Here is a 24,272-nt window from a genome sequence, read left to right on the forward strand (position 1 = left end):
GGAATTTTTATTCTACTTTGGTGGTATCAGACATGAACTATGTCATGGAACACGTTGTTAATCCTTAAAAGTGTACACATAAACCGACCAAGTGGTCGGTTTTCATTTTCAGAAAAGTAGTAATTCATCGGGATTTTGAACTTTCGCCGATTTTTTTCTTCATCATATCCAAAGAATCGAATTTCTCCAAGTATCGATCGGTTCTTTGTACAGACCAAACGGTCGGATGAACCCAAATCTTGAAATCATGGACAAAACATTAAAACGCATGGCTACCATGCACCGAATGCAAACTGCTGGATTAGAACTTTTTTATGCAAATGGATATTATGCTACCAGTGTTGACGACATCTTAAATAAACTCTCGCTTTCCAAAGGGGCCTTTTATTATCATTTTGAATCCAAAGAGGACTTTTTTGTTCAAATCATACAGAATTTACTTTCTAGAAAAGTATATAGTTGCCTTATAGAGCCCATAGAAGGTTTTAGCAACCCACTGCAATCCATCAATTCATGTTTTGAAGAAGCTCTTGAAACGGCCGTTCACAATGAGATGGACTTTGGCTGCGTCCTCAATAACTTCCTTACGGAATTTCGCGGTAGGAACGAGGTAATTATGAAGCATTTAAACGAAATCCTATCCATATGGGAGGTAAATTTGGTCTCTACCCTTCAAAAAGGAAAGTTCAACGGTCATATTGACCGGCATGTGGATTGTGAAGCCGCAGCTACGTATTTGATGAGTTCTTATTTTGGTATAAGAACATTGATGGTAGGCGCAGCACCTAGTGCCAGAAAATACCGTTTTATGAGTCAATTGAAAATGTACTTAAAAACATTGGAGCCTAAGAAGGTAGCGGTTTAGACCTTTTCAAGTATTTGTAGGGCTCTCGTAACTATTTGTTCAGGTGCTAGTGTTTCCATTACCAGTTCGTAGCCTGGCGGGATTTTATTTCCATACACGGAGGTAGGTATCAACGGATATTTTTTTCTATCTGAAGTGATTTGATTTTCTTCCGGTTGGCCAAAGGGCACAAAACCTGCGACAGGGTGTGTTACCCCCCAAAGTGTAATAACGGGAACCCCATACATGGCAGCCAGATGCCCGTTACCGCTGTCCATGGAAATCATTACATCCAAGTTACTGATGAGTTCCAGCTCTTCTTTAAATGATATTTTTCCTGCGGCGGAAATACAATTGGCAAATTTTCCTTCCCAACCCTCCAAAATTGTCCGTTCGTTTTGACCGCCTCCAAAAAGGACAATTTTTACATCCTCAATGGCACTTAAATCGGCTATTAAGGTCTCCATAAAATCGAGCGGATAGATTTTACCCGGGAATGCGGCAAAGGGTGCGATACCGATTACCTTTTTTGCATCGGAAAAAACATCACAGGCAAATTCAGTGGTAATGTTTCGGCTCTTTAGAACATGGTCATTGTTTATGGGGAAGTGAAAGCCGAGCCTCTCAAAAACCGATTGATAGCGTTGATACATCGGTTTTAGGGGCTTTAATTCCTTGTTTTTTCCCGATGTCAATTCCCTTTTCTCCTTTCTAACCTTATCCAGCTGCTCAAATGGTATTCCAGAAAACCTAAAAAAAACTTTTAGTACATTACTCCGCAGGACATTGTGTATATCGGCCACGGCATCCACATCCAAACTTTTTAATTGTTTAAAAAGTTTCCAGAGTCCTAAAACTCCTTTGTGTGCTCCTTTCACATCGGCAATGAAAACTTTTATATTGGGAATTTCAGAAACAATGGGCGCAAAAAATGGTTTGGTAAGGAAGGTGATTTTTACATCGGGGTATTTTTCGGTCAAAGCAAGAAGTACAGGAACCGTCATGGCTACATCACCCATGGCTGATAGCCTGATCACCAGCATATGACGTATCTTACTTTTGGCCACGTAGGATGGGATTTAGTTCCTCATCATTGTACATCTTCATCTGCTTGTACACTTTCATGTATTTGTTGCCTTCCTCTATATCTTTCAATAACTGGTCTATGGCCGTGGAAAGATCTCTGCGCTGCTCCAAAAGAATGTCCAATTTCTCCTGACACTTTTTTAGATGTTCCTGGGATGCATCCTTCCTGTTCACCTCCTCCTGCATGTGGTAAATTTTCAAGGCGAGAATGGAGAGCCTGTCCACGGCCCAAGCAGGACTTTCTGTATTGATCGTGGCGTTTTGCTTAATTTCTACTGAGCGGTATTTATCTAGGAAATAACTGTCAATGTATTCAACAAGGTCCGTTCTGTCCTGATTGCTGGCATCGATTTTTCGCTTTAGATCCAAAGCTTGGAGCGGTTCTATTTGTGGGTTACGGATGATATCCTCATAATGCCATTGTACGGTATCGATCCAATTCTTTCGGTACAGCAAATGTGCTATATCGTTTTTTGGATAAGGATTATCAAAGACCTGATACACATCGTCCTTTTCATGATACTTCTCAATACTTTCCTCGAATACCTTTATGGCAAAGTCACTGAACATAATTGAATTTTTGACAAAGATACCTTATATCAGGAAATCAGAAGCCTACCCAAAAAAAATGAAATAGGAATTAAGAAGCTGGCTATAAGAAAGATCTCCCTGAATTTTTCGCGCTTAATGGATTGCACATAATTTGTAATCAAAATAACCGATGGGAAGAACGTAATTAACAAAGCATAGTTGTCCTTTGAAAGGACCAAAAGGTTTACCAACAAACCCAACACAAAGGATTGTACTACCAACCTGATCATGATGATCCGTCCAACTCCCGCCTTTCCCAATTTTAAGAAGGCCCAAATAACGAGTACCAAATTCGTTAAAATGTACAAACCGATTTTTACGCTTGACCCTAAATCAAAAGCAAACATGTTCTTAAAGTCTATATGAAATCTATAATGTTCCTGAAGCCAATCCAAGCGTTCAAAAACTGATAAAAAACCACCCAGTATTAAAACGAAACAAACTACCGAGGAAAGAATTACGAGCCAGTTTCTTAGGTTTTTAGGCTCATAGATAAATATGGCCGAAAGCACCAGGGCCAAATAGACTATAGCCCATTCATAAAAAAGACTACCGATCAATATCCATAAACTTGCATCAAAAATCTTCAGTTTAATGTTCTTAAGGGATTTGATGCTAAGGATTCGACGCATGGCCAAAAGCAAAAAAAAGTTGCAAAATATGGCGTTAGAATCCCCTAGGGTATTGGGGAAGAGCATTAGCAATAAGGTAAAAAACAGGATGGCATACGAATTATTCTTCGTTAGCTTGTTGCGTTTTACTATGAAATCTATAATGAAAACGCTGAATATCAAGACGGCCAATACGATAATTTCCTTAATCGGTTGTAAGGTGGCTATATCCCGATTTAGTATAAAAAATAGCGTAATAGGATACAACAAAAAGATAAAACTGAACAGAATGACAAAGTTTACCGGTTTTGTTTTACCAAAAATGCTTGAAATCATGGATGATTTTTATACTTTTGCCCTGTAAATATAGGAATAAGATGAAGTCATTTTTTTACGGTATCGAGGATTTGTTCGTCAATGTACTTTTTGCACCAATGGATGCTTTGCGATTTATGGAAAGCTGGACACTATCCAATATTTTGAACTGGATATTTATGTTAATAGGTTTTGTAGCATTTGTGTATTGGATGTTGGAGCTGAAAAAGTTCAACGATAACGGTGAAGAGGATAAGTCGATTTCTTCCCACTCGTACCTATAAAGATCAACACTTAAAAAAAACGGCATTTTCCAATTTGGAAAATGCCGTTTTTCTTTATAGGTCAAAACCTATATCCCGCCGGTAATTCATTCCCTCAAATTGTATCTTTTGAACGTTTTTGTAGGAAATCGCCAAAGCTTCCTTAAACGACTCTCCATAGGAAGTTACCGCCAAGACCCTTCCGCCATTTGTTAGTATTTTACCCTCTTTAAGGGTGGTGCCCGCATGGAAAACAATGGATTCCTCAATCGCGTCAATCCCGCTTATCTCTTTTCCTTTTTCGTAAGCACCAGGATATCCGCCCGAAACCGTCATCACCGTAGTGGCGGCACGTGCATCGATTTTAAGCGCTACATCGTTTAATTTTCCTTTTGCCACGGCATCCATCAACTCCACAAAATCATTTTGGATTCGAGGCAATACAACTTCGGTTTCCGGATCACCCATACGAACGTTGTATTCGATTACCTTGGGATCATCGCCAACTTTTATCAAACCGATAAAAATAAAACCCTTGTAAGGAAGCTTGTCCATTTTAAGGCCTTCTACGGTAGGTTTAACAATTTGGTCGTGTATTTTATCCATAAAAGAATCATCGGCGAAAGGAACGGGGGAAATTGCACCCATGCCGCCCGTATTGAGTCCGGTATCGCCCTCACCGATTCTTTTATAATCCTTGGCCGTGGGCAGCACCTTGTAGTTAGTACCATCTGTAAGCACAAAAACACTTAATTCTATACCGTCCAAGAACTCCTCTATGACAACGGTGGTGCTGGCGCTTCCAAATTTGGCATCGACCAACATGGATTTCAATTCCAATTTTGCTTCTCTCAAATCCTTAAGAATGACCACTCCCTTTCCCGCAGCGAGACCATCTGCCTTTAAAACATACGGAGGGGCTAGTCGCTCCAAAAATTCATAGCCCTCGTTCAAGGTCTCTGTAGTAAAACTTTGGTATTTGGCCGTTGGAATGTTATGACGCATCATAAACTCCTTGGCAAACTCTTTACTACCCTCAAGTTGGGCTGCCATTTTTTGTGGCCCGATAACGGGAATATCTCTCAATTGGTAATCCTCCAAAAAGTAATCATGGACCCCATTTACCAAAGGGTCTTCCGGTCCAACAACCACCAAGTCGATTTCCTTCTCCAGCACGACTTCCTTGATTTTTTCAAAATTGTTTACACCAATTGGTATGTTTACACCTAAATTGGAGGTACCCGCATTTCCAGGGGCAATGTAGAGCTTTGATAAATGATCGCTTTGGGACAACTTCCAAGCGAATGCATGTTCGCGGCCCCCAGATCCAAGAATTAAAATGTTCATGAGTATGCTTTTGGCAAAAGTAAGCTTTGATGCGTAAATAAACTATTTGGAAGAAAAATCCCGATGTTCCTTTTTCTGCAACTCCTCAGGAGAAAGAGATTTGAAATAATCGTATACGATTTTTAGGCCTTCAGACCGACTTACCTTAGGCTCCCAGCCCAAAATCTCTTTTGCTTTTGTGATATCCGGTTGGCGTTGGGTGGGATCGTCCTTGGGAAGCGGTTTATAAACAATTTTCTGATTTGTCCCGGTCAGGGCAATTATCTCCTCTGCAAACTCTTTAATCGTAGTTTCATGCGGATTTCCAATATTGACAGGATCCGGATAATCGCTGAATAACAATCGGTATATTCCTTCAACCTGATCATCGATATAACAGAAGGACCGAGTTTGCGAACCATCACCAAATACGGTCAAATCTTCCCCTCGCAAGGCCTGACCCATAAATGCCGGTACCACCCTACCATCATTCAACCGCATTCTGGAACCGTAGGTATTAAAAATACGGACAATCCTTGTTTCCAATCCGTGGTGTCTGTGGTAAGCCATGGTAATGGACTCCATGAAGCGCTTGGCCTCATCGTAAACTCCCCTAGGGCCTACCGGACTCACATTGCCGTTGTATTCCTCGGTTTGAGGATGTACCAGTGGATCTCCGTACACCTCAGAAGTGGAAGCCACCAATATCCTTGCCCCTTTCTCCTTGGCAAGGCCCAATAGGTTCAGCGTACCCAAGGAACCTACCTTTAAGGTTTTGATTGGGATTTTAAGATAGTCGATAGGACTGGCAGGAGAGGCAAAATGCAAAATATAATCCAATTTGCCCGAAACATGCACAAACTTGGTCACATCATGATGATGAAACTCAAAATTCTCCAATGGGAATAAGTGCTTTATATTATCCAGATCTCCCGTAATGAGGTTATCCATGCCAATTACATGAAAACCTTCATTAATAAATCTGTCACATAAATGTGAACCAAGAAATCCGGCCGCGCCCGTTATTAGGATTTTATTCATTGAAAGCTATTAAATACCTCTTGAAAACAATACTGTAGTGATCGTTTTAAAAATTATCCTGATGTCCAGAGTTATTGACTTGTTTTTAATATAATACATGTCGTATTCTAGTTTTCTTATTGAATCTTCCAAATTTTCTCCATACTTGTATTTTACTTGGGCCCAACCAGTAATACCAGGCTTTATGAGGTGCCTAGCACTATAAAATGGCGTAATCTCATTGAGTTTATCAACAAAAATTTTACGCTCAGGCCTAGGGCCTATTAATTGCATGTCACCCTTTATAATAGAAATTAGTTGTGGTAATTCGTCTATCCTGAACATTCTTAAAATCTTTCCGAAAGGAGTAATTCTTGCATCATTTTTGGCAGCCATCTTAGCACCGGTAGATTCGGCATCTACCACCATAGACCGAAACTTGAATATACTGAATTCCTTTCCGTATTGGCCTACTCTCTTTTGTGTGTAGAATAAAGGTCCCCGATTAAAAAAGAGATTAAGTACAAATACAATAGGAAGAAAGAATATGAAAATTGCTCCTACTACGAGTATAAATAGCCAATTCACTATAAAGGTGAACAGGGCTTCAAGGTATCTTATCTTACCGTTTTTCAATTGAAGTAACTCATAAAAGCTATCATTATGAGATTTTAAGGGTAGCGCTTCGTAAATATTCTCATAAAAGGTTGTAAATGATAGCACTTCCTTGCCTTTTAATATAGCCTCAATCAACATTTTTTCAAACCTCGGTGATAGCTGATCATAGCTAGGAATATTAAGAATAAAAGAGTCTATCTTGTCCATGGCATCCATAAACTTCTTTCTTTCTAAAATAGTTACGTTGTCTATGGAATAGGTAAGCCTGGTTTTATAATAGCTTTCCATTCCGTCACCATCTATCTGATCAATGTATTTCTGATGGTCATCATCGATTTCTTTATCAAATACGTACATGACATTCCTAATAGCGGGAATTACCTTGAATAAATTCCCGAAGAAATACCTCCACAAAAATATTTCCAAAGGGGTGAGGAATAGAAATATTATCAAGGGAATCCTCCAAAAGCTCGCATCAAAAAAAAGAACGGTCCCTATAAATATTGTTAAGACAAAAGAGCCTACTATGAAAAAAGATTGGGATAGAATCAATCTTGTCTTGAAGGGCCGTTCAAGATTATAGAAGTTTAACACATAGGACAACAAAAAGAAAAACAGAGTGCCCGAAACATAAAAAATTATCCTGAAAAAAATATTTTCCACCTTGATATCAAGGGCATCGTTTATGAAAACGTTCAATGCCGAACCAATGATAAAAAAATCCCCTAAAACAAGGATAGTTTTCCTTTCCTTGGTATTAAATATAAGTGGCTTTGGCATGGTTGTACCTTACTTTCTAGTCTTTGTCCCCCCTATTTGGTAACCTGCTCAAAGTTAAGCCTATTTTTAGAACTTTTAAATGGTTTCCAAACAGGTAATCCAAGTATATTAAAATCCCAAAAAGCCACTTCAGTTTTTTGGATTGGAAATGCATACAGGATTTTCCTTCCTGAACAAAAAAAGACTGTTGAAGAAAAAGAAAAAAACGATTCCAAGTTGCCTATTAAGAATGTTTTCCGTGAGCATACACAATAAAACAAAAACGAGAAACATAAGGTAAAAACCGTCCGTACCTGACAAAGCATATTTTATAAAATACCATAAGAAAATTATAACCCCCAAAAAACCCAAAATTCCAAACTTGATCAAAAAATCTAAAAACTGATTATGTGTATTGGTATTTCGTTTTGCCAAATACTCCTGTCCGTCCATCAAATATTGATTGTTCAGTTCATTCTGAATATCCCCGGTCCCCACCCCAAACAAAAATTTGTTTTTGAATAACTCTGCTGAAGACTTCCAAATATATATTCTATTGGTCTTGGACCAAGTCTCAAAGGAGTAGCTTGTGCCATATTGTTCATAATCCAATGTCCTGTCCATTTCTTCTCCTTTGTAGAACCTGTAATAGTTGTCCACATCCTGTAGGATGCCATTGGGCACTTTTAGCAGAAAGAGAGCCACTATCAATAAGCTTGAGAACACCAGTGCCACATACTTGATCCGCCCGCTTTTAATTCGATACAAATTGTACAATACTCCGGTCAAAATTGCGAAAACACAGGCCACTAAAGGCATTTTGGCCCCTAATGACACAACCATCAAAAAATAAATCAATAGAAGAATGAACCACCCTGTGCGCCTTTTGAAACTTGGTGCCTTGCTTAGGAAATAAAAGGAGGCAAGCACGCAAAAACCCAAATACAAGGTGAAATATGAAGGATGAAGTGCTTCGGTCAAAGCAATTTGGTTGAACTGAATAAGGACTTCTTTCCAATAATCCAATATATAAACCAATTCCCAATCTATAAATTGGGCCAAGAAAAATAAGTATCGTAACATACATGACCCCATAAAGATGAACAATACTCTACGAAGTCCAATTTTTAATCCCGCTAGGGTCAATGAAAAAACCACTGGAAAAACCAAGGATGAGGATATCCGTTCCATATACTTCCATCCGGTAATATTATCATCGGTATTAAGTAGCCAGATCAAAGAAATCCAGAAAAGTGCACTTGCCGCTAAAAATTTCCTGATATTAAAGTTGACTTTTTTCTTTGACCAAAAATGATTGAAAAACAACAGTAAGGCTAAGAGAATAATGGATACAGTATTCCATTTTTCGCTCCAAGGCAGTATGCCTATACAAAGTCCTATAGCAAAACTATGTATATCTATTTTCTTAATATGACCCAGATCGTTGACCATTTAAAAACTTTGTGGTGATTTAAATGTTTTATTGTTCTAAAACCATACTGAATAGTGCCTTGCTTTCAATATTTTCCAAACTGACAAAACTTATTCTGTCTATGTTTTTTGGAAGTGTTAAGGAAGCAAAGCATGGCATTTTTTCAGGACAATATGTTCTGATTTTGCTTACACTTTTCTTGTCCACTATGTTTTCAACAGCCCTATCGAACCTATAGAACCTAAATTCAAAATTACCTTCTAAAAAACTAGGATTCAAGTTACTCAAATAGAGTATGTTTTTGTTGGAGCTTATGTAACAATTTACTTTTGTCTCGCTGTCCACATGCCGAATAAAGGAGTTTTCGATTAATAATCTTTCCATGAATCCAGAACCTGAATTTTCAACCTTTGGGCTTTTTATTCCATTCAGTTCTAAACTATTGTTCGAACTATTTAAATTGATTATTTCATCTGCCTCCCACGTTCTTTTATTTCCAATATATTGGCCCGTTACCACCCTATTAATTTTGCCATATACGGAAAGGTCTTTTAAAATATAGAAATAAGCCGAATCCACATTTTGAATATCGCCTTCCCCTATGGCGATATTCAAAAAACCATATTTATATCTGCTCTCTGGCAGAGCTAGCGAGTCCTTTGGGTATAGATGAAGAAATAACTCGCCATTATCCTCAAAAACCTCTTTTTTCCAAAAACTATAAACCAGTTGTTGAGATGATGGTAAATAGTCCAACTTGGTTCTCTTCATTTCGCTCTTATATAGTTGTTTCCCGTTTTCGATTAAGAAATCGTTTATGAATTTATTTTTTGAATCCATCCTCCGTTGGCAACCAATGAAGAGTCCAAATACCAATACAAGAAATACTATTTGTGAAATCTTTATTCTCATCTTATTTACACCGAAAAGTATTTACCTATATTAAAGAGAATAGATTCGTGGTTGAATACATAAACGGAGTACGCCAGACTTAATACAACACAAATTACTGTCGCTATGGCTCTATTTTTTTTGGAACTGAATCTTTGGATTACCCCAACCGTTAATATCGGCACAAAAATGTCAGTATACAGGATTAACCTTGAGAACATCCCGTCAAACCGAAAGAGCAATAATGCGGCCAATGAAAAGGAAAAAAAAAGTGTATATGCTTTTTCATAATTCCCTTTCCTATTCCGTAAGAATAAAAATAAAATATTAAAAAGTATTAAAAGGCCAAGTTTTATAATAGAATTTGAAGAGGCCCTTTCAAAAGTGGAATAAAACTCCAGTTTTGTAATTACAAATTGTGGCAAGGGAAACAACTTCAAGAGATGAACAAAAATGGAAAAATAGCCAGCCAACACCCCAATAATCAAAATAACTGCCCTAATATTAGTTTTAAAATTCAAAAAACCTGTCAGAAAAGAAAACACACTTCCTTTATGGCTAAAAAATGCCATAATCTTAAAAAGGTTTGTTCGAATACCGGGCAGCACGCAAAGACTTAAAAGAAGCAGGGAAGAAGATAATCCCTGTCTAATTACATTTCCCTGAATCAAGTAAAAGGAGGAACTATTCAGCATAAAGAAGAGTGCCAAAAACATCATAGCCCTGGTATCCTTAAAAAAATAAAAATAGGCCAAAAACGTAAGTCCTATGCTCAATACGAGCTGAAATGTAATGTAATCTTCCTTGGAAAAGCCCATCAAATGTGATAAGGGCATCAATGCAAAAAAGAGGAAATCTCCCTTCCATGCCGTTTTAGAGATAAAAATATCAGCAAAAACGACATTATATTTATAAAAATCCATGTAAAGAGGCAAATCTATATTTGCTCCGTAATCCCTATTTATGAAGATCGCCAAAACACAGAGTAAAATTAAAAGAAGCGAAATGGCTTTTAAGGAGGTTGAGCGCTTAAGCTTAGAAAAAAGCAAAAAAACCAATAGGCACAATAACGAAATAGATTGTAATACTATAGGTTTATATATTTCCATAGAAACTATTTAACTCTTTCGGTCAGCTTGTTCCCAATTATGGAAAATGGATGCTCCTCCATATTCTTAAAGTAATATGAGATGTTTGAAGTCCTTTCGCTTTTATTATTTTCAAGAATTGCACGGGACAAGTCCTCCATAGAGGTAAAAACATGATCCACGGTATTCCTAAAATAATGGGGTATTTCTTCTCCATTAACCTCCAACAGGTATACTTTGCTGTCCTCATTGATGGCCAATGCCAATAAGGAGGAATAGTGTCCTACATAAAATCCAGTAATGGGAAAATCATAGGTTAAAACACCTTTATTGCGCACCACCGTTTCGAAAATAGTCCTATCGGACCTTGGGTGCAACTTTATTATCAATCTGTCTTTCACTGCATTGGAAAGTTTGTCTATAATTCCCTTATAGACAGATTTTTCCATACGCCCGTCCTCCACAAAAGTTTGGGCGATATAGCAGATTTTTTCCGGTTGTTTTGTTTGATTTTTTCCTTTTATGAAGGTATGGAAATCAGGGTTTCCAACAGTGGTAAAACTGTCAAGGGCCACATAATAGTGATTCTTAATAAACCACTCCTTCCAATAATCGCCCCACACAAATACATGGTCTGATAACAAGGGGCTTATCTTGTTTCTCTTATTGTTCTCAATATATTCATTGATTTTAAAAGACTTTGTGAAGTCCTTATTGAACAAATACAGAAAAATGGAAAATCTTCCTTTGACCAAAAAACTAAAAAGATATCGCAAATAGGTCATTTTTCTGTTGATTGCCGAGAAGTATCCCAGAAAGCTTCGCTCTAGAAATTCAGCATACATACCATGTTGCAACTGATACGTACAAACTCCTATTTTCTTGAATTTATAGGTCCAATAAAGGTCGGTTATCCTATAACTATAGTTGAAAAAAAAGGTGTTGGTATTATCCTTACCCTTATTCTCCCTGTAAACATTTTTAACTGGTGAAAGGCTGATTCTTGAATCCTGTGATATTTGAATCTTTTCGCTTTTGGTAAACGTATCATATACCAATATAACTTCCTTGGCTATGGAATTATGAACCAGGTATTCCGCTAATGGAATAACATATCTGTTGAAATTGGAATAATGGACTTCATATATAAATGCCTTGTCCTTCATAATATCTTTTTTCTCCTCAACAATGTTACAAGAATAATTACATCTATCAAAGCCTTGGTAATGAATGCCACGAAATGATAATCTATCAAATAAAAAGCGCCCAAAAACAAAACTATTATTAAATACAAAAGGGTTGAGCTCATTAACCAGACACTGACCTGCTTAATTTCACCTATTGCCTGTAATGGCCTTATCAGCAATATGGTATAGTTTACAAGTAATGTCCCAATAAGTAAACGGAAACCATTGGATTCAATGAAATTTGAATAACTAGATTTCAGCCACCAAAGCAAAATTGTATCCAAAAAGAAATATGAAACCAAGGCAATTACAAAAAATAACAACCCTACCCCAATTAACTGTAACTTTAAGTTCGTTGTGACCCTGCCCAAATTATTTTCTTGATACCAGACAGAAATTGCCGAAAAATAAACCAGGGAAATGGTTCCTGTTACTATCGCAACCCTATTGAAAAGGTCCAGTAGGGTAACATGGTCAGAAATTGTACGGGTATCAAAAAATAAGGGGTAATAAAACCGATCAAAAAACAGGACTATGGCTGAGGTTGCAAAAAAAATACTGAACCAGATGGTCTCTTTAAGAAAGCCTAGCTCAAACCTAAATAGACCTTTGGCCATTTCCCAGTTTACCGGGGATATCATTTTAAACGAGAGTTTGCCTTCATAACTTTTGGCCCTTACAAAATAGAGTAGATACAAAATGACATATATGAAAAGCAAGGTGGTGGAAATACCTGTAAGAGAAACATCAAATAAAGAAATGTAGAAGAAAGGCACTAGGAACAACATCGCAGCAGTGATGGCCCTTGCTATCGCCAAAAAATAAAAATCACTGAACGACTCCAACAAGGATTTATAGGGTATAATAAGAAAGGACAGAAAAAATACACAGAGTACGATACTATAAAAAACGTAATCCTGGTCAGTTCTCAAAATACTAAAGCTTTCAGAAATGTAGGAGGCATACAAAATAGCTTGAAGCAGTATGAAAAAGGCAAGTCCAAGAAGGTATGAAAAGGACACGCATTCTCTAAGTTCCGCCTGTATTCTATAGTTTTGTTTCAACCCAATTATCTGGGAAACCCGTCTATTCAATGTAGGGCCAATACCAAAAGAAAAATAATTGGACAAAAAGACAAGACTTATTCCAGTAGAATACTTCGCCCAAAAGTCCTTACCCATGTTTTCAATCAAATAGGGAGTAAGGATTAATGCCGCAGCAATTGGAACTACCTGAAAACCTATGTTGAAGAGTGCCTTTTTGAATACTTTTTTAGAAGAATAGGCAACATTGGACATCAGATTCTACCTTTTAAAATTTGTCTTTTTTAGGGAATATCAAAAGTCTTCTCAAAAAACCTATCCCCTTTAGGTTTAAAATGACCCAAATGTATGCTTTTGATTTTGTAATCCGGCAATTTGTTTTTCCCAAAGAAAAAAGTGTCCTTCTCCATAAATGAGATTAATATACTCCCCTTTACATCTAGATTATCGAACTTATATTTTTTTCTTTTCTCGGATAACACGTTTACATCTTCTGGAAAAACGTGGAAAAAAAACATACTTTCAGAATCCTGTTCGCTATAGGCTTTGTTAATTTGATATGTCCTATCGGCAAGGTCAATTTTTATGGTGTAACCCTGATCTTCATGGTATATTTCATTATTGTCATCTTCCCTGGCCCAATCATACTCCAATAACTCTTCATTGAACATGAGAGGGGGTTGTTTCCAATCTTCTTCAAAAATATTGTCGTATTTAAAATTGAATTCACGGCCTAGCTCATAGCCAAATTGCCTAGTTATATGATGCTTGTCAAAAAGGGCAAAGGTGTCATCCAGCCAAAGCTTGCAAGTATTGTTATAACACATAAGCGGTTTAAAATCTACCCACCTGACCGAATCCCCATAATCTTCAAATAAAGTTGATGTGTACTCCAGGGTGGGTATGTCTCCAAATAACTGATTTAAATTATCACCGTCGTTTGCAGATTTTCCAAACAATATATTTTGATATATGTTTTTTCTTGCTTCGTTTTCGGAGGCCATTTCAATACCGGGAACATAAAAAATAGGTTGAACCCCCTGTCTAATTGCTTCATCTAGAATCCATCGGTCCCAGTTCATTTCAGTTCCGTTAAAATCTATAAAATCAAGCCTAACCCAAATAACAATAAACCGTTTGCCCTTCAGGAGTTCCCTATAACGTTCCTTTGCATTCTTAAATCCGTAAACATTACCTGTTCTTTCATGCATCACATGGGCAACAAGGTTCTTTTCCTTCAACTGCTGATCTGCGAATTGCTTAAAGGCATGGAAGTGAGAATTGGCCAAAATCAACACTTCCGCATCAGAAATCCTCAAATCTCTCTTTATTCTCTTTTTCCTATTCTGATATTCGCCTATGAAGTATTCTACCCCTAAGAATTTCTTTCTCATTTCTTTGGTCAATGGATTGTTTTTAACTGTTAAATGCGGGGTATTCACATAGCTAAATTGATAGGTTGTGGCATCAATTTCAGATTTGGGGTAGAATTTATCCGGTTTAAGTTCTTGATATTTATACAACCCCAAAGCCAGGAGTAAAGGCACCAATACCCAAGAAACCAAAGAGGTGGGAAAATTAAAAACCAATCGGTATCTAAATACGTTTTCAATATATTTCCAACTGAGGTATGAGATTGGAATCATAATAACGCATAAGAGAAAAAGCTTAGTGAATAGGCTGAAATGATTGACATCATATCCAATTTCAACCAAAGTGGCAATAATTATCCAATGCCATAGATAAAGGCTGTAGGATATTTTGCCTATAAAACGTATCGCAGGATATTCCAAGAGTTGCTTTCCCCAGGAAGGAGCATTTTCTTCCTTTCCCAAAAAAATGATTAAAACGGTCAACAAAGAAACCCATAAAGCGTTCATGCCGGGCCAAAGACTGAACCCATCAAAAATGTACGAAAAGAGAAGTATTCCACCTAATGATATGGTATACAGCAGTCCTATTCCCTTTTTGGAATTTATGACCGGCAGCCCCTTGTGATAAAACACCGCCAGCATTGAACCTGTAAAGATTTCAAAAAATCGGGTGTGCAGTAAATAATAGTTGCTTTTGCTTTGTTCCGTAAATTCCACGAAATATACGCTGACAGCTATGGATAGTATGTAAATAAAAACGATTGCCCCATTCCGATACTTTTGGTTTTTAATTTTCCATAACAAGAAAAACAATAAGGGAACGAAAAGATAAAACTGTTCTTCGACTCCCAGGGACCAAGTATGAAGCAGTTGATATCGTTCTGAAACAGCGTCAAAATATCCAGAATTAAGATTTGCCGCGGCATAATTTCCTAATCCAATTGAGGCATATGGTAAAAACTCCAAATAGTTTATTAGAGGCTCTGGAAGCAACACCAAAAGATTGAATACCGTCAATAAAACCAAAATGACTATGAGAACAGGGGCTATCCTTTTTATTCTATTCAAATAGAACTTTTTAAACGAAAATTTATTCTCATTGAGCTTTTGAGTGATATTATAGGTTATTAGAAAGCCAGAAATCACGAAGAAAACATCCACCCCTAAAAATCCCCCCTTAAAAAGTCCCATTCCAAGATGACAAAAAATGACGACTAAAACAGCTATGGCCCTTAGACCATCAATATCCTTTCTATAATTCATTAAATATTAATTGAAGTTTTATGTTCTTTATGGAAAGTAGCCCTAGATATGAAGTGGTTAGCATTTTGTGAGCAAAGGTAGAGAAAACCTTACAGGCTTCCTTTGATGTCTTTATTTATTTTAATCCTAATTTTCGTACTTTTCCCGTTTTTAAAATGAATTTTATATGGCTATAAGGTCTGGTAAGTTTAGTAAATATGGTCCCATAATCCTATTATCCGTAATCTTAGGTTTTTTATTGGCATTTGTTGTTTTTAGGTACGAAAGTATAAAACGGACCCTTGGTCTTAGCAACATCCCTTATGAAAAAATAAACAAGACGTCACAGGAGCATAAAGACCTTATTAGACCGGCCATTTTTAATATTGAGGACTTTGGGGGATCCATGCAATTGGATGATAACTCCAGAGCTTTACAAGCTGCCATTGATGCAGCCATCGTAACCAGTACGGAGCTTAGATCGGATGATAAATGGGACATTTACGTTGGCAAGGTCTACATACCTGCAGGACATTGGAGGTTTGAGCGGGGTATATCTTCTGAGATTGGCGTGGAAATTATTGGAGACGGCGTAGGAAAAACCTATTTAGACTTTACAGGAAGTGGAACATTCATGGATTTTGGGTCTGAAAATGAAAAATTCGACCTTAAGATTAAAGATCTTTTCATCAATCAATTTCATCCAGATGCTACTGCTATACATTTAAATCAAGTCAATCGAAATAGCGGTATTTCAAACATTATTATTGAAGGAGGAGGAATAGGGTTAAGTCTTCTTAACTGCTACACCCCAAGTTTTGACTCCTTTTTTATATACAATGCCTCTAAATTTGGAATCCTGGGTAGGAATGCCACAAATACGGACTTTAGAAATTTTAAGGTCGAGAATTGTAAGGTGGGCGTCAAGTTTACCAATAGTGATATAAATTCATCTACGGGTTTGAAATTTTTTGGTGGAGTCATCCAGGGGTGCTATGACGAAGGGCTTATCTTGGAAGACTTGACCAACTTTACCTCCTTTTCCACTTTTTTAGAGGGAAATGGAAGAAATGAGGACAAGCCACAAATAAAAATAACAAGTGACTTAAATGAAAAGTTCGACAATGATATTATCGCCTTCTACAGTCCCTTTATCACGGGAGGGCATAGTGCCCATAAAGATCAAAATGCAGTAGAAGTTGAAAACACCTATACCTTCATTTTCAACGAAAGCTTTATTCGTGCGAACGACAGAATACTTACCGGTATAAAAGTTGGAAAAAATGTTATCAATGCGGAGATTTTAAATTCCAAATATAGCGGGGTCAAACAAAATTTCATTGTTGAAGATCCGGCCACCAACTTGGTGCTGGACCCTAAGTTAAGGGAAGGTAGAGGTTATGGCAGGCAATTTTTAGGATTGGGTTCAGAAAGTGGAAAAACCAACAATAGGCATTACATGGAAAGTTACCAAGGCATATTTGGCAACCTTAAAGAGGGGAAAATTGGTATTGGAACATTTAACGGAAAGCCCAGTATTCAAGGTTTTGGTAACGGAAGTTCCTACAGTATGACAACAAATCCAAAAATTGGAGACCATATTTCAGCTCCTAATGGTATTACGGAAATCTCAGGAATAAAATTTGCTACAACCATAACCTCATCGAATGTAAAAACTGACAAAAAATCCAGGAATATTATTGTAAATACTAATGATGGTAAACGTTTGGTTACAATAAGCCCTTCCGAGGAAGATATTAGGAGAGAACTGCTCATCAAAAATTCCGGTACCGCTAATAATTTATTGGAAGTAAGTTCCAGCACCTCTAACATTGAAAATAAAAAAGTCCTGAATTTGAAGGATGGAGAAACGGTTACCCTTCTTTATGACGGGGCGCAATGGCAAATCATATCAAAATATACTCCAACAGGAAACTAATCCTTACCTAAATTGATTAATTTCTTAAGGTTTTCAACGGCCATCGTTCCCTGCCTTTCCACGCTTTGAAAGGTTCTGGACCCTACGTGAGGAGTTATTATTACATTTTCGGCCCCTTTTAAAATCTCGTTTTCCAACATAGGTTCGTGTGCCAATACATCAGTGAGGTATCCTCTCAATTTGCCTTCTTTTAAGCCCTTTAGAATCGCCTTTGAATCTACCAACATTCCTCTAGAGGTATTGATCAATATCGGTTTTCTTTTAAATTTGTTCTCAACGACTTCTTCGCTAATAAGGTGTTCCGATTGTGGGGTATGCGGCAAATGAAGACTGATGATATCCGCATTTTTATAAATTTCGTTGATATCCTTTTCAAAGGAGATGTACGGATTTTGATCCAAAAACTCTCGGTCTTTATAAAGGTCGCACGCCAAGACTTTCATTCCTAGGGCATTGGCCTTTTTCGAGAGCTCCTTGCCAATGGCTCCCAAACCTATAATACCTATGATCTTTCCCTGAATTTCATGACCAACCCAACGTTTCCAGCTACCGGTGTTGGTGGAATTGTATTGTAAATGCACATTTTTTTCAAAGGTAAAAAGGAGTGCCAATACATGCTCCGATACGGAAACCTGATTGACACCGGGACAATTGGTAACCGGAATACCATATTTCTTTGCCGCTTCCAAATCTATTCGGTCAAGTCCAACCCCATACTTTGAAATATATTTTAGGTTTCCCTCCACCCCTTTTTTAATGACAGCCTCGGTATACTCATCGTCCCCACATATCACGGCATCGTAATTACCTATGATGGGCAACAATTGCCCTTCTGAAATAGGTCCACGCAGGGTGTCCAAATCATAACCTTGTTCTTTCAATAGTTCCTGATGCTTTCCAGGAGTATCCTGAAATGATGTGGAGGTAAGCAGTACTTTCATTCTTACAACAAATTTTTATCTACCAAAAGTTGTTCCAATTCCCTAAAGTTACTAAAACGAGGCCCGTTATAATCCTTGAACATACCTTCGTTTTCTTCATTGTCCCTTAGAGCAAAGTGAAGCTTGGAAAATTGGGCCGCATCCAAATCCGTAGTTGCATCGCCCAAGAAAAGGGTCTCTTCTCTGTTTAGCCCGTGTTTTTTAATTAAATATTCCGTCCAATGTCTTTTGTTTTCTGGAGACCCATGCAATCCTTCAAAAAAATGTAACATATTCCTTCTTGATGCGATAATTTCGATTTCATTTGAAGGAGTGCCTGTAATTACCCAAAAGCTTAATTTTTGGTAGTATTTCTCCAAAAACCAAATAGAATCCTGAACCGGTTTGGACATGACCACCTTTTCCAAAACCAAACTTGAGAATTTTTGGGCCATTTTATGGACATCTTCTTCACTAAGTTCTTTTCCGAAAAAAGTCTTTTCCCAGTACTTGAACTTTTCAAACCTGGAAATACCACCATGATGTATGTGATAATCGACTACCATGTTGGCAATATCCTCACCGTACGGCAAATACATTTCCTTAAAAGCTTCTGTTTTGGCACCAACTGACTCTGCAAGTACTCCATCAAAATCAAAAAAAATATTCTTAAGCGCCATTTTCCCTATTCATTGTGAACCGCCCTTATACATTCCAATAGGCCCTGGCCCATGTCAATGTGAGGATTGGCAGTAAGCTTTTTACTAACACTGGGTTCAAAGGAGTACGGAGTAAATTTGTAGTGATTTTGATAACCAGAGTCGCTACAATTCACCTCTACTTGGTTATTTAGAATTTCATTGATCATTTGAAAAAGTTCCAAACGCTTCATGCGTTCCGTTCCAGTAAGAATTACATGTAGGTTTGAAAAGGAATCGGATTCAATAACGTCCACTGATAGTTTAGCGGCATCAGCTGCATGAATGTATTCCCTTATTTCATTACCGTCTCCATGGTGGTCTATGCGTTTTTCCTTAACTGCCTTTTTGACCAAATTGTATATATAATTATTATCATACGGCCGCTCCGAATACACGGAACCGTAACGTAATATGACAAAAGGCAAATTGTATTTCTTATGGTATTCCTCTATTATTTTTTCCGATGCCAATTTACTAACTCCATAGAATGACCCCTTATTGCTCATGGCATACGCACTACTTGCGTAAATAAATCTTTCTACTTTCTGTTTAACACACTCCTCCAATATGTACATATTTCCAAGTACATTAAGATTCATTGTTTTGATTGGGTGCTTTATAGCATTGTCTAGATTGGCAAAACCGGCCAAGTTGTAAACAATATCGAATTGCTGCCCTTTAAAAATACTGGAAACTTGGTTCCGGTCTGAAATATCACAGTAATGATGCGTAACCTGATCAATTAATTCTTCATTTTCAGCAATATCCGCGACCGTAACACTATACTGTCTCCTTAAAAGTTCTTTGACCAAGTAGTGACCAAGAAACCCAAACCCGCCAAAAACAAGAATTTCTTTCATTCTATAATTTATCCCTTAATAAATCCATTTGTTCCCTAGCCTTGTCGCCAAGAAAAAAGAAATCAAGACTAAAGGCAAGAAAGTTATATTGCATCTTTATTTTATCCATTACCTTTTTATAATCGGATTCGATAACATGGAAACCAAGACTCCGCGATTTTTCCAAGGTTATCTTGTCTATTCTGGCAAGGACCTCTTTGACGTCATCATCGTAGAACATTCCAGGTTTACCCATAGACGCAGACAAATCATATGGCCCAACAATTATCCCATCTATTCCTTCAACATCTAGAATTTCTGAAAGATTATTAACACCCTCAATATGTTCTATTTGAGCTATTACTACAGCTTCCTCTTGTACCCACTTATTGTATTCATTAAAAGCAAGTCCATAATGCTGTGCCCTTGAAAGCCCTACTCCACGAGACCCCAAGGGTGGGTATTTTACCCAAGAAACTGCTTGTCTTGCCTCTTCAGCATTTTTTACCATAGGCACAATTACCCCATTTGCACCCGCATCCATAACCCGTTTAATAATAACCTCCTCATTCTTGCTTACCCTAACCAAAGCTTCCATTTTATTAGCCTGGACATGGGCGACTAAATTTTGTAATGTGGAGATGTCAATAGCAGAATGTTCTATGTCTATGGTAAGCCATTCAAAACCCGCAGATGACATGATTTCCACTATGGAAGGGTGTGGTATGGTAAGCCATGAACCAAATGAAACCTGCCTTTTTTTAAGTTTTTCCTTTAAATTACTCTTAGTGTGTAAAAAGTTCTTCATCTACTTTAAATACGATTTTCTTTATAGTTTCAACCTTATCTTCCACCGCATATTGGCATGCATGGATGTCTTTCGGGAAAAAGACAGCCATTTTTCCAGGCACTAAGTCAAACTCAGTAAAAGACTGTTTTTCAATGGAATAAAACTGACAGTCGTTTTCCTCCTTATAGGGTACCGTTACTTTAACGGCATCTTCATCAAAGACTTTGATACGCTCCTTGCCCTTTAGTATTATCTGAATATCCACTTCCCTCTTATGCGATTCTATAACGGATGGGCTCACATGCGTGTCATAACTCATGACTTTGTAATAGATTTGGTTATTTAGTCTATATTCCCCATTACCCGTACTTGTTGATATTTTTGGTAATTCTTGGAAAATCTCATTAAAAACTTCGGATTTTCCAAAATAATACCTCCAGTCCTCAATGTTTCCAAAAATCATCTAAGTGTTTTATATAAGGTTTCTGCCATGATAAAATCATGTAGTTCATCAATATCAATTGCCTCTATCTTATCAATTTCGAACATAATAGGGGATTTACCAATACGCTTCCCTCCTGCATTTTCAAAAGATTCCTTTGAAAAAATATACATATTGGAATTTTCTTCATATATAGGCGGCAAATCTTGTGTTCTAATTAATTCCACTGGGTCGTGGTTCAATGGTGTTCCATCAGAACCATAAAGCCTTGTTTGTATCCTTGTGACGGAAAAAATAGAATCGAATCCATCTTTCCTTCTCATCATAGTCTCGATGGCATCATCAATTGTCTCAGTCTTTAATAATGGGTTGGTACTGTGTGTCTGTAGGTAATAATCAGCATCTACCTTATTAATATCATACTCAATTATCTTGTTCATCGAAACCATATCTCCAATAAGCTCTTCTGGCCTATCCAGCACCAATACTTTGTTCGAATAATTGTATTCAATATCCTTTTTGATATCCTCACTGTCCGTATTTATCACAACTTGCTCAATATAATTGGAAGCTAATAAGCTATTAAGTATTTTGTGGTATAATGGAGCTCCGCTAAAATTTTTGAGGTTTTTGTTGGGAACCCTTTCAGAGTTTCCTTTCATTGGCAATAATGCGACTACTTTCATTTCTTATTAGTATTAGCTTTGTTCAAAAATACTATTATTCTTTATTTCATAGGCTTATCTTATCAACATCTTGGCCCTTTTAATATCCATATTAAAATTTGGGGATTCATAAAGTTCTTAATCATATTGTTTTATGTATGATGAAAATTAAAATAGTTGAGGGTTTCAGAAATGAAATATCAATTACAAGGATTGCCTATTATAAACACTTAAACGACTTATTTTTGATACTATGGTGACTTAAATTCCTATGCTTTATTACCAAATTCCATGAAAATCTTGCGAAAACATTGAAAATACACCTTGTAGTATTTTTTTAATACATTATGGTATCAAACTCATTAAATATTGACCGTATCCGCTTTTAAGCAGAGGTATTGCTAATTTTTTCAATTGTTCCGCACTAATAAAACCTTGTTTATAAGCTTCCTCCTCGATACACCCTATTTTTAAACCCTGTCTATTTTCAATCACCTGAACAAACTGTGAAGCCTGCATTAAAGATGTAAAGGTCCCGGTGTCCAACCATGCCGTGCCTCGGTCCATGACAATCACATGTAACCTCCCTTTTTTTAGATATTCCTTATTTATATCTGTAATCTCCAACTCCCCCCTATTGCTTGGTGTAACACTTTTAGCAATTTTAACAACCTCATTATCATAAAAATAAATTCCAGGAACCGCATAATTTGATTTAGGTTTGTTTGGCTTTTCCTCAATACTTATAGCTTTTCCTTCTATGTCGAATTCGATTACCCCGTATCGTTCTGGATCGCCCACCTGATACGCGAAAATAATACCTCCTTCGGGATTGTTATTTGCTTTGAGAAGAGTTGATAATCCTGTGCCATAAAAAATATTGTCCCCCAAAATAAGCGCTACCTTTTCATTCCCTATAAAATCAGCCCCTAATATGAATGCCTCGGCTATTCCATTGGGTTTCTCTTGAACTTCATATTTAAAAGAACAACCAAGATTAGAACCGTTACCCAACAAGTTTTGGAACAGGTGTAAATCTTTATGGGTCGTAATAATCAGTATTTCCCTAATACCAGAACTAATCAAGGTTGAAAGAGGATAATAAATCATGGGTTTGTTGTACACAGGCATCAATTGCTTGCTAACGGACAAAGTCAAAGGATAAAGTCTTGTACCTGAACCACCTGCTAAAATAATTCCTTTCATTGCAACTTTCTATTGCTTATAGCGCATTTTGTAGTAATCTTGGTATTCTCCAGAGTTTACATGATTAAGCCAATCATCATTTGCCAAATACCAATCTATAGTCATTTCTAGTCCTTCTTCCAATGTTACGGAGGATTTCCAGCCCAATTTTTTATTGATTTTTGTTGCATCAATTGCATATCTCAAATCATGCCCCGGCCTATCCTTTACAAAAGTTATTAGTTTTTCAGACTCCCCTTCATTTCTAAAAAGTCTTTTGTCCATCAAACTGCAAAGCAATTTTACCAAATCTATATTTTGCCGTTCATTAAAACCTCCAATGTTGTAAGATTCTTTATTTATTCCCTTGTGGTATACCAGGTCAATAGCGTTTGCATGGTCTTCTACGAAAAGCCAATCCCTTGTGTTTTTTCCATTTCCGTAGACTGGCAAAGGTTTGTTTTGGATAATGTTGTTAATAAAAAGTGGTATCAGTTTTTCGGGAAATTGGTAAGGTCCGTAATTATTGGAACAATTTGAAATTACATATGGCAGCCCATAGGTTTCCCCATATGATCTTACAAAATGATCAGAACTTGCTTTAGAAGCCGAGTAGGGAGAATTAGGTTTATATGAGGTTTTTTCAGAGAAAAATCCAGTATCACCTAATGATCCGTATACTTCATCAGTGCTGATATGATAAAATCGTTTTCTTTCATAATTTTTTTTCCAATTCTGTTTGGACGCATTCAAAAGATTTACGGTCCCAAGAACATTTGTTTTTACAAATTCCAATGGTTCTTCTATAGACCTATCCACATGAGATTCTGCCGCAAGGTGAATAACCCCGTCAAAATTCCAATTTGAGAAAAGGTCATTAATAAAGTACCCATCAGCTATATCTCCCTTGATAAATCTATAATTGGGATAGTTTTCAACATCCTTTAGGTTTTCAAGATTGCCCGCATACGTTAACTTATCCAAATTGACAATCAGGTAGCCAGGATAAGCCATAACCATTTTTCTTACAACGTGGGAACCAATAAAACCTGCCCCCCCCGTAATTAAAACAGTGTGATTTTGTCCATGGCTTATAGGCATT

23 protein-coding genes are annotated in these 24,272 nt (G+C 37.1%); 3 read left to right on the forward strand and 20 right to left on the reverse strand.

The genetic code is table 11. From position 1 onward, the window contains the following. The first annotated feature begins 247 nt into the window (after positions 1–247). Complete coding sequence (locus F0361_RS06405) at positions 248–865, forward strand: TetR/AcrR family transcriptional regulator (protein WP_154917699.1); 618 nt, start codon at positions 248–250, stop codon at positions 863–865. Here F0361_RS06405 and F0361_RS06410 read toward each other — a convergent pair. The 3 genes from F0361_RS06410 to F0361_RS06420 are packed head-to-tail and all read right to left on the reverse strand — an operon-like array spanning position 862 to position 3,468. After that, on the reverse strand, positions 862–1,911 hold the full coding sequence (locus F0361_RS06410; protein WP_246160818.1) for a glycosyltransferase family 9 protein: 1,050 nt from the start codon (positions 1,909–1,911) through the stop codon (positions 862–864). The genes F0361_RS06405 and F0361_RS06410 overlap by 4 nt on opposite strands. Then, on the reverse strand, positions 1,898–2,500 hold the full coding sequence (locus tag F0361_RS06415) for a DUF4254 domain-containing protein (RefSeq protein WP_154917700.1): 603 nt from the start codon (positions 2,498–2,500) through the stop codon (positions 1,898–1,900). Before F0361_RS06415 ends, F0361_RS06410 begins: the two co-directional genes overlap by 14 nt. 29 nt (positions 2,501–2,529) lie before the next feature. Continuing rightward, positions 2,530–3,468 carry a DUF6427 family protein gene (locus F0361_RS06420; RefSeq protein WP_154917701.1) on the reverse strand — a complete coding sequence of 313 codons (939 nt, stop codon included), beginning with the start codon at positions 3,466–3,468 and terminating at the stop codon, positions 2,530–2,532. 41 nt (positions 3,469–3,509) lie between these two features. Here F0361_RS06420 and F0361_RS06425 point away from each other — a divergent pair, with 41 nt between their 5' ends. Continuing rightward, entirely contained in the window at positions 3,510–3,731 is a 222-nt protein-coding gene (locus F0361_RS06425; RefSeq protein WP_154917702.1) for a DUF6341 family protein, read from the forward strand. A gap of 54 nt (positions 3,732–3,785) precedes the next feature. Here the strand turns inward: F0361_RS06425 and purD are convergent, their stop codons facing one another. The 9 genes from purD to F0361_RS06470 all read right to left on the reverse strand — a co-directional run bounded on the left by purD (position 3,786) and on the right by F0361_RS06470 (position 15,710). Then, on the reverse strand, positions 3,786–5,057 hold the full coding sequence (purD, locus tag F0361_RS06430) for a phosphoribosylamine--glycine ligase (RefSeq protein ID WP_154917703.1): 1,272 nt from the start codon (positions 5,055–5,057) through the stop codon (positions 3,786–3,788). Between the two features lie 42 nt (positions 5,058–5,099). Continuing rightward, positions 5,100–6,077 (reverse strand): UDP-glucuronic acid decarboxylase family protein, encoded by a 978-nt coding sequence (locus tag F0361_RS06435; protein ID WP_154917704.1) that lies wholly within the window; start codon positions 6,075–6,077, stop codon positions 5,100–5,102. A gap of 9 nt (positions 6,078–6,086) precedes the next feature. Next, a complete protein-coding gene (locus F0361_RS06440; RefSeq protein WP_246160819.1) occupies positions 6,087–7,373 on the reverse strand; it encodes a sugar transferase in 1,287 nt (428 codons plus the stop codon). Positions 7,374–7,583: 210 nt separating this feature from the next. Beyond that, positions 7,584–8,885, reverse strand: a complete 1,302-nt coding sequence (locus tag F0361_RS06445; RefSeq protein ID WP_154917706.1) for an O-antigen ligase family protein — start codon at positions 8,883–8,885, stop codon at positions 7,584–7,586. A gap of 28 nt (positions 8,886–8,913) precedes the next feature. Further along, entirely contained in the window at positions 8,914–9,705 is a 792-nt protein-coding gene (locus F0361_RS06450; RefSeq protein WP_161598214.1) for a hypothetical protein, read from the reverse strand. Between the two features lie 77 nt (positions 9,706–9,782). Beyond that, complete coding sequence (locus F0361_RS06455; protein ID WP_154917708.1) at positions 9,783–10,865, reverse strand: EpsG family protein; 1,083 nt, start codon at positions 10,863–10,865, stop codon at positions 9,783–9,785. A 5-nt stretch (positions 10,866–10,870) separates the two neighbouring features. Continuing rightward, positions 10,871–12,010, reverse strand: a complete 1,140-nt coding sequence (locus F0361_RS06460; protein WP_138256628.1) for a hypothetical protein — start codon at positions 12,008–12,010, stop codon at positions 10,871–10,873. Then, a complete protein-coding gene (locus F0361_RS06465) occupies positions 12,007–13,329 on the reverse strand; it encodes an MATE family efflux transporter (protein WP_154917709.1) in 1,323 nt (440 codons plus the stop codon). The genes F0361_RS06460 and F0361_RS06465 overlap by 4 nt, the downstream gene beginning before the upstream one ends. Before the next feature lie 29 nt (positions 13,330–13,358). Further along, positions 13,359–15,710: an acyltransferase family protein gene (locus tag F0361_RS06470; RefSeq protein WP_154917710.1), complete on the reverse strand. Its 2,352-nt coding sequence runs from the start codon at positions 15,708–15,710 to the stop codon at positions 13,359–13,361. Positions 15,711–15,876: 166 nt separating this feature from the next. On the opposite strand from F0361_RS06470, the gene F0361_RS06475 reads away from it, so the two are divergent. Next, on the forward strand, positions 15,877–17,628 hold the full coding sequence (locus tag F0361_RS06475; protein ID WP_154917711.1) for a glycosyl hydrolase family 28-related protein: 1,752 nt from the start codon (positions 15,877–15,879) through the stop codon (positions 17,626–17,628). Here F0361_RS06475 and F0361_RS06480 read toward each other — a convergent pair. The 8 genes from F0361_RS06480 to rfbB all read right to left on the reverse strand — a co-directional run bounded on the left by F0361_RS06480 (position 17,625) and on the right by rfbB (position 24,271). Next, positions 17,625–18,569 (reverse strand): NAD(P)-dependent oxidoreductase, encoded by a 945-nt coding sequence (locus F0361_RS06480; protein WP_154917712.1) that lies wholly within the window; start codon positions 18,567–18,569, stop codon positions 17,625–17,627. The genes F0361_RS06475 and F0361_RS06480 overlap by 4 nt on opposite strands. Positions 18,570–18,571: 2 nt before the next feature. Beyond that, positions 18,572–19,228 (reverse strand): HAD family hydrolase, encoded by a 657-nt coding sequence (locus F0361_RS06485; RefSeq protein ID WP_154917713.1) that lies wholly within the window; start codon positions 19,226–19,228, stop codon positions 18,572–18,574. A 5-nt stretch (positions 19,229–19,233) separates the two neighbouring features. After that, entirely contained in the window at positions 19,234–20,109 is an 876-nt protein-coding gene (locus F0361_RS06490) for an NAD-dependent epimerase/dehydratase family protein (protein WP_154917714.1), read from the reverse strand. A gap of 1 nt (position 20,110) precedes the next feature. Continuing rightward, positions 20,111–20,896 (reverse strand): HpcH/HpaI aldolase family protein, encoded by a 786-nt coding sequence (locus tag F0361_RS06495; protein WP_138256635.1) that lies wholly within the window; start codon positions 20,894–20,896, stop codon positions 20,111–20,113. Further along, a complete protein-coding gene (locus tag F0361_RS06500) occupies positions 20,874–21,341 on the reverse strand; it encodes a YhcH/YjgK/YiaL family protein (RefSeq protein WP_154917715.1) in 468 nt (155 codons plus the stop codon). The genes F0361_RS06495 and F0361_RS06500 overlap by 23 nt, the downstream gene beginning before the upstream one ends. Continuing rightward, on the reverse strand, positions 21,338–22,006 hold the full coding sequence (locus F0361_RS06505; protein WP_138256637.1) for an acylneuraminate cytidylyltransferase family protein: 669 nt from the start codon (positions 22,004–22,006) through the stop codon (positions 21,338–21,340). The genes F0361_RS06500 and F0361_RS06505 overlap by 4 nt, the downstream gene beginning before the upstream one ends. A 324-nt stretch (positions 22,007–22,330) precedes the next feature. After that, on the reverse strand, positions 22,331–23,191 hold the full coding sequence (gene rfbA / locus F0361_RS06510; RefSeq protein ID WP_154917716.1) for a glucose-1-phosphate thymidylyltransferase RfbA: 861 nt from the start codon (positions 23,189–23,191) through the stop codon (positions 22,331–22,333). Positions 23,192–23,200: 9 nt separating this feature from the next. Beyond that, positions 23,201–24,271: a dTDP-glucose 4,6-dehydratase gene (gene rfbB, locus F0361_RS06515; RefSeq protein WP_154917717.1), complete on the reverse strand. Its 1,071-nt coding sequence runs from the start codon at positions 24,269–24,271 to the stop codon at positions 23,201–23,203. Between the last annotated feature and the right edge of the window lies 1 nt (position 24,272).

This window comes from Maribacter flavus, assembly GCF_008386635.1.
GTDB lineage: Bacteria > Bacteroidota > Bacteroidia > Flavobacteriales > Flavobacteriaceae > Maribacter > Maribacter flavus.

Excerpts from the sequence above, each read along its gene's own strand:
- F0361_RS06405 (WP_154917699.1), top strand. The coding sequence starts at position 248 with ATGGACAAAACATTAAAACGCATGGCTACCATGCACCGAATGCAAACT.
- F0361_RS06415 (WP_154917700.1), bottom strand. The coding sequence starts at position 2,500 with ATGTTCAGTGACTTTGCCATAAAGGTATTCGAGGAAAGTATTGAGAAG.
- F0361_RS06420 (WP_154917701.1), bottom strand. The coding sequence starts at position 3,468 with ATGATTTCAAGCATTTTTGGTAAAACAAAACCGGTAAACTTTGTCATT.
- F0361_RS06425 (WP_154917702.1), top strand. The coding sequence starts at position 3,510 with ATGAAGTCATTTTTTTACGGTATCGAGGATTTGTTCGTCAATGTACTT.
- purD (WP_154917703.1), bottom strand. The coding sequence starts at position 5,057 with ATGAACATTTTAATTCTTGGATCTGGGGGCCGCGAACATGCATTCGCT.
- F0361_RS06435 (WP_154917704.1), bottom strand. The coding sequence starts at position 6,077 with ATGAATAAAATCCTAATAACGGGCGCGGCCGGATTTCTTGGTTCACAT.
- F0361_RS06445 (WP_154917706.1), bottom strand. The coding sequence starts at position 8,885 with ATGGTCAACGATCTGGGTCATATTAAGAAAATAGATATACATAGTTTT.
- F0361_RS06450 (WP_161598214.1), bottom strand. The coding sequence starts at position 9,705 with ATGGATTCAAAAAATAAATTCATAAACGATTTCTTAATCGAAAACGGG.
- F0361_RS06455 (WP_154917708.1), bottom strand. The coding sequence starts at position 10,865 with ATGGAAATATATAAACCTATAGTATTACAATCTATTTCGTTATTGTGC.
- F0361_RS06460 (WP_138256628.1), bottom strand. The coding sequence starts at position 12,010 with ATGAAGGACAAGGCATTTATATATGAAGTCCATTATTCCAATTTCAAC.
- F0361_RS06465 (WP_154917709.1), bottom strand. The coding sequence starts at position 13,329 with ATGTCCAATGTTGCCTATTCTTCTAAAAAAGTATTCAAAAAGGCACTC.
- F0361_RS06470 (WP_154917710.1), bottom strand. The coding sequence starts at position 15,710 with ATGAATTATAGAAAGGATATTGATGGTCTAAGGGCCATAGCTGTTTTA.
- F0361_RS06475 (WP_154917711.1), top strand. The coding sequence starts at position 15,877 with ATGGCTATAAGGTCTGGTAAGTTTAGTAAATATGGTCCCATAATCCTA.
- F0361_RS06480 (WP_154917712.1), bottom strand. The coding sequence starts at position 18,569 with ATGAAAGTACTGCTTACCTCCACATCATTTCAGGATACTCCTGGAAAG.
- F0361_RS06485 (WP_154917713.1), bottom strand. The coding sequence starts at position 19,228 with ATGGCGCTTAAGAATATTTTTTTTGATTTTGATGGAGTACTTGCAGAG.
- F0361_RS06490 (WP_154917714.1), bottom strand. The coding sequence starts at position 20,109 with ATGAAAGAAATTCTTGTTTTTGGCGGGTTTGGGTTTCTTGGTCACTAC.
- F0361_RS06495 (WP_138256635.1), bottom strand. The coding sequence starts at position 20,896 with ATGAAGAACTTTTTACACACTAAGAGTAATTTAAAGGAAAAACTTAAA.
- F0361_RS06500 (WP_154917715.1), bottom strand. The coding sequence starts at position 21,341 with ATGATTTTTGGAAACATTGAGGACTGGAGGTATTATTTTGGAAAATCC.
- F0361_RS06505 (WP_138256637.1), bottom strand. The coding sequence starts at position 22,006 with ATGAAAGTAGTCGCATTATTGCCAATGAAAGGAAACTCTGAAAGGGTT.
- rfbA (WP_154917716.1), bottom strand. The coding sequence starts at position 23,191 with ATGAAAGGAATTATTTTAGCAGGTGGTTCAGGTACAAGACTTTATCCT.
- rfbB (WP_154917717.1), bottom strand. The coding sequence starts at position 24,271 with ATGCCTATAAGCCATGGACAAAATCACACTGTTTTAATTACGGGGGGG.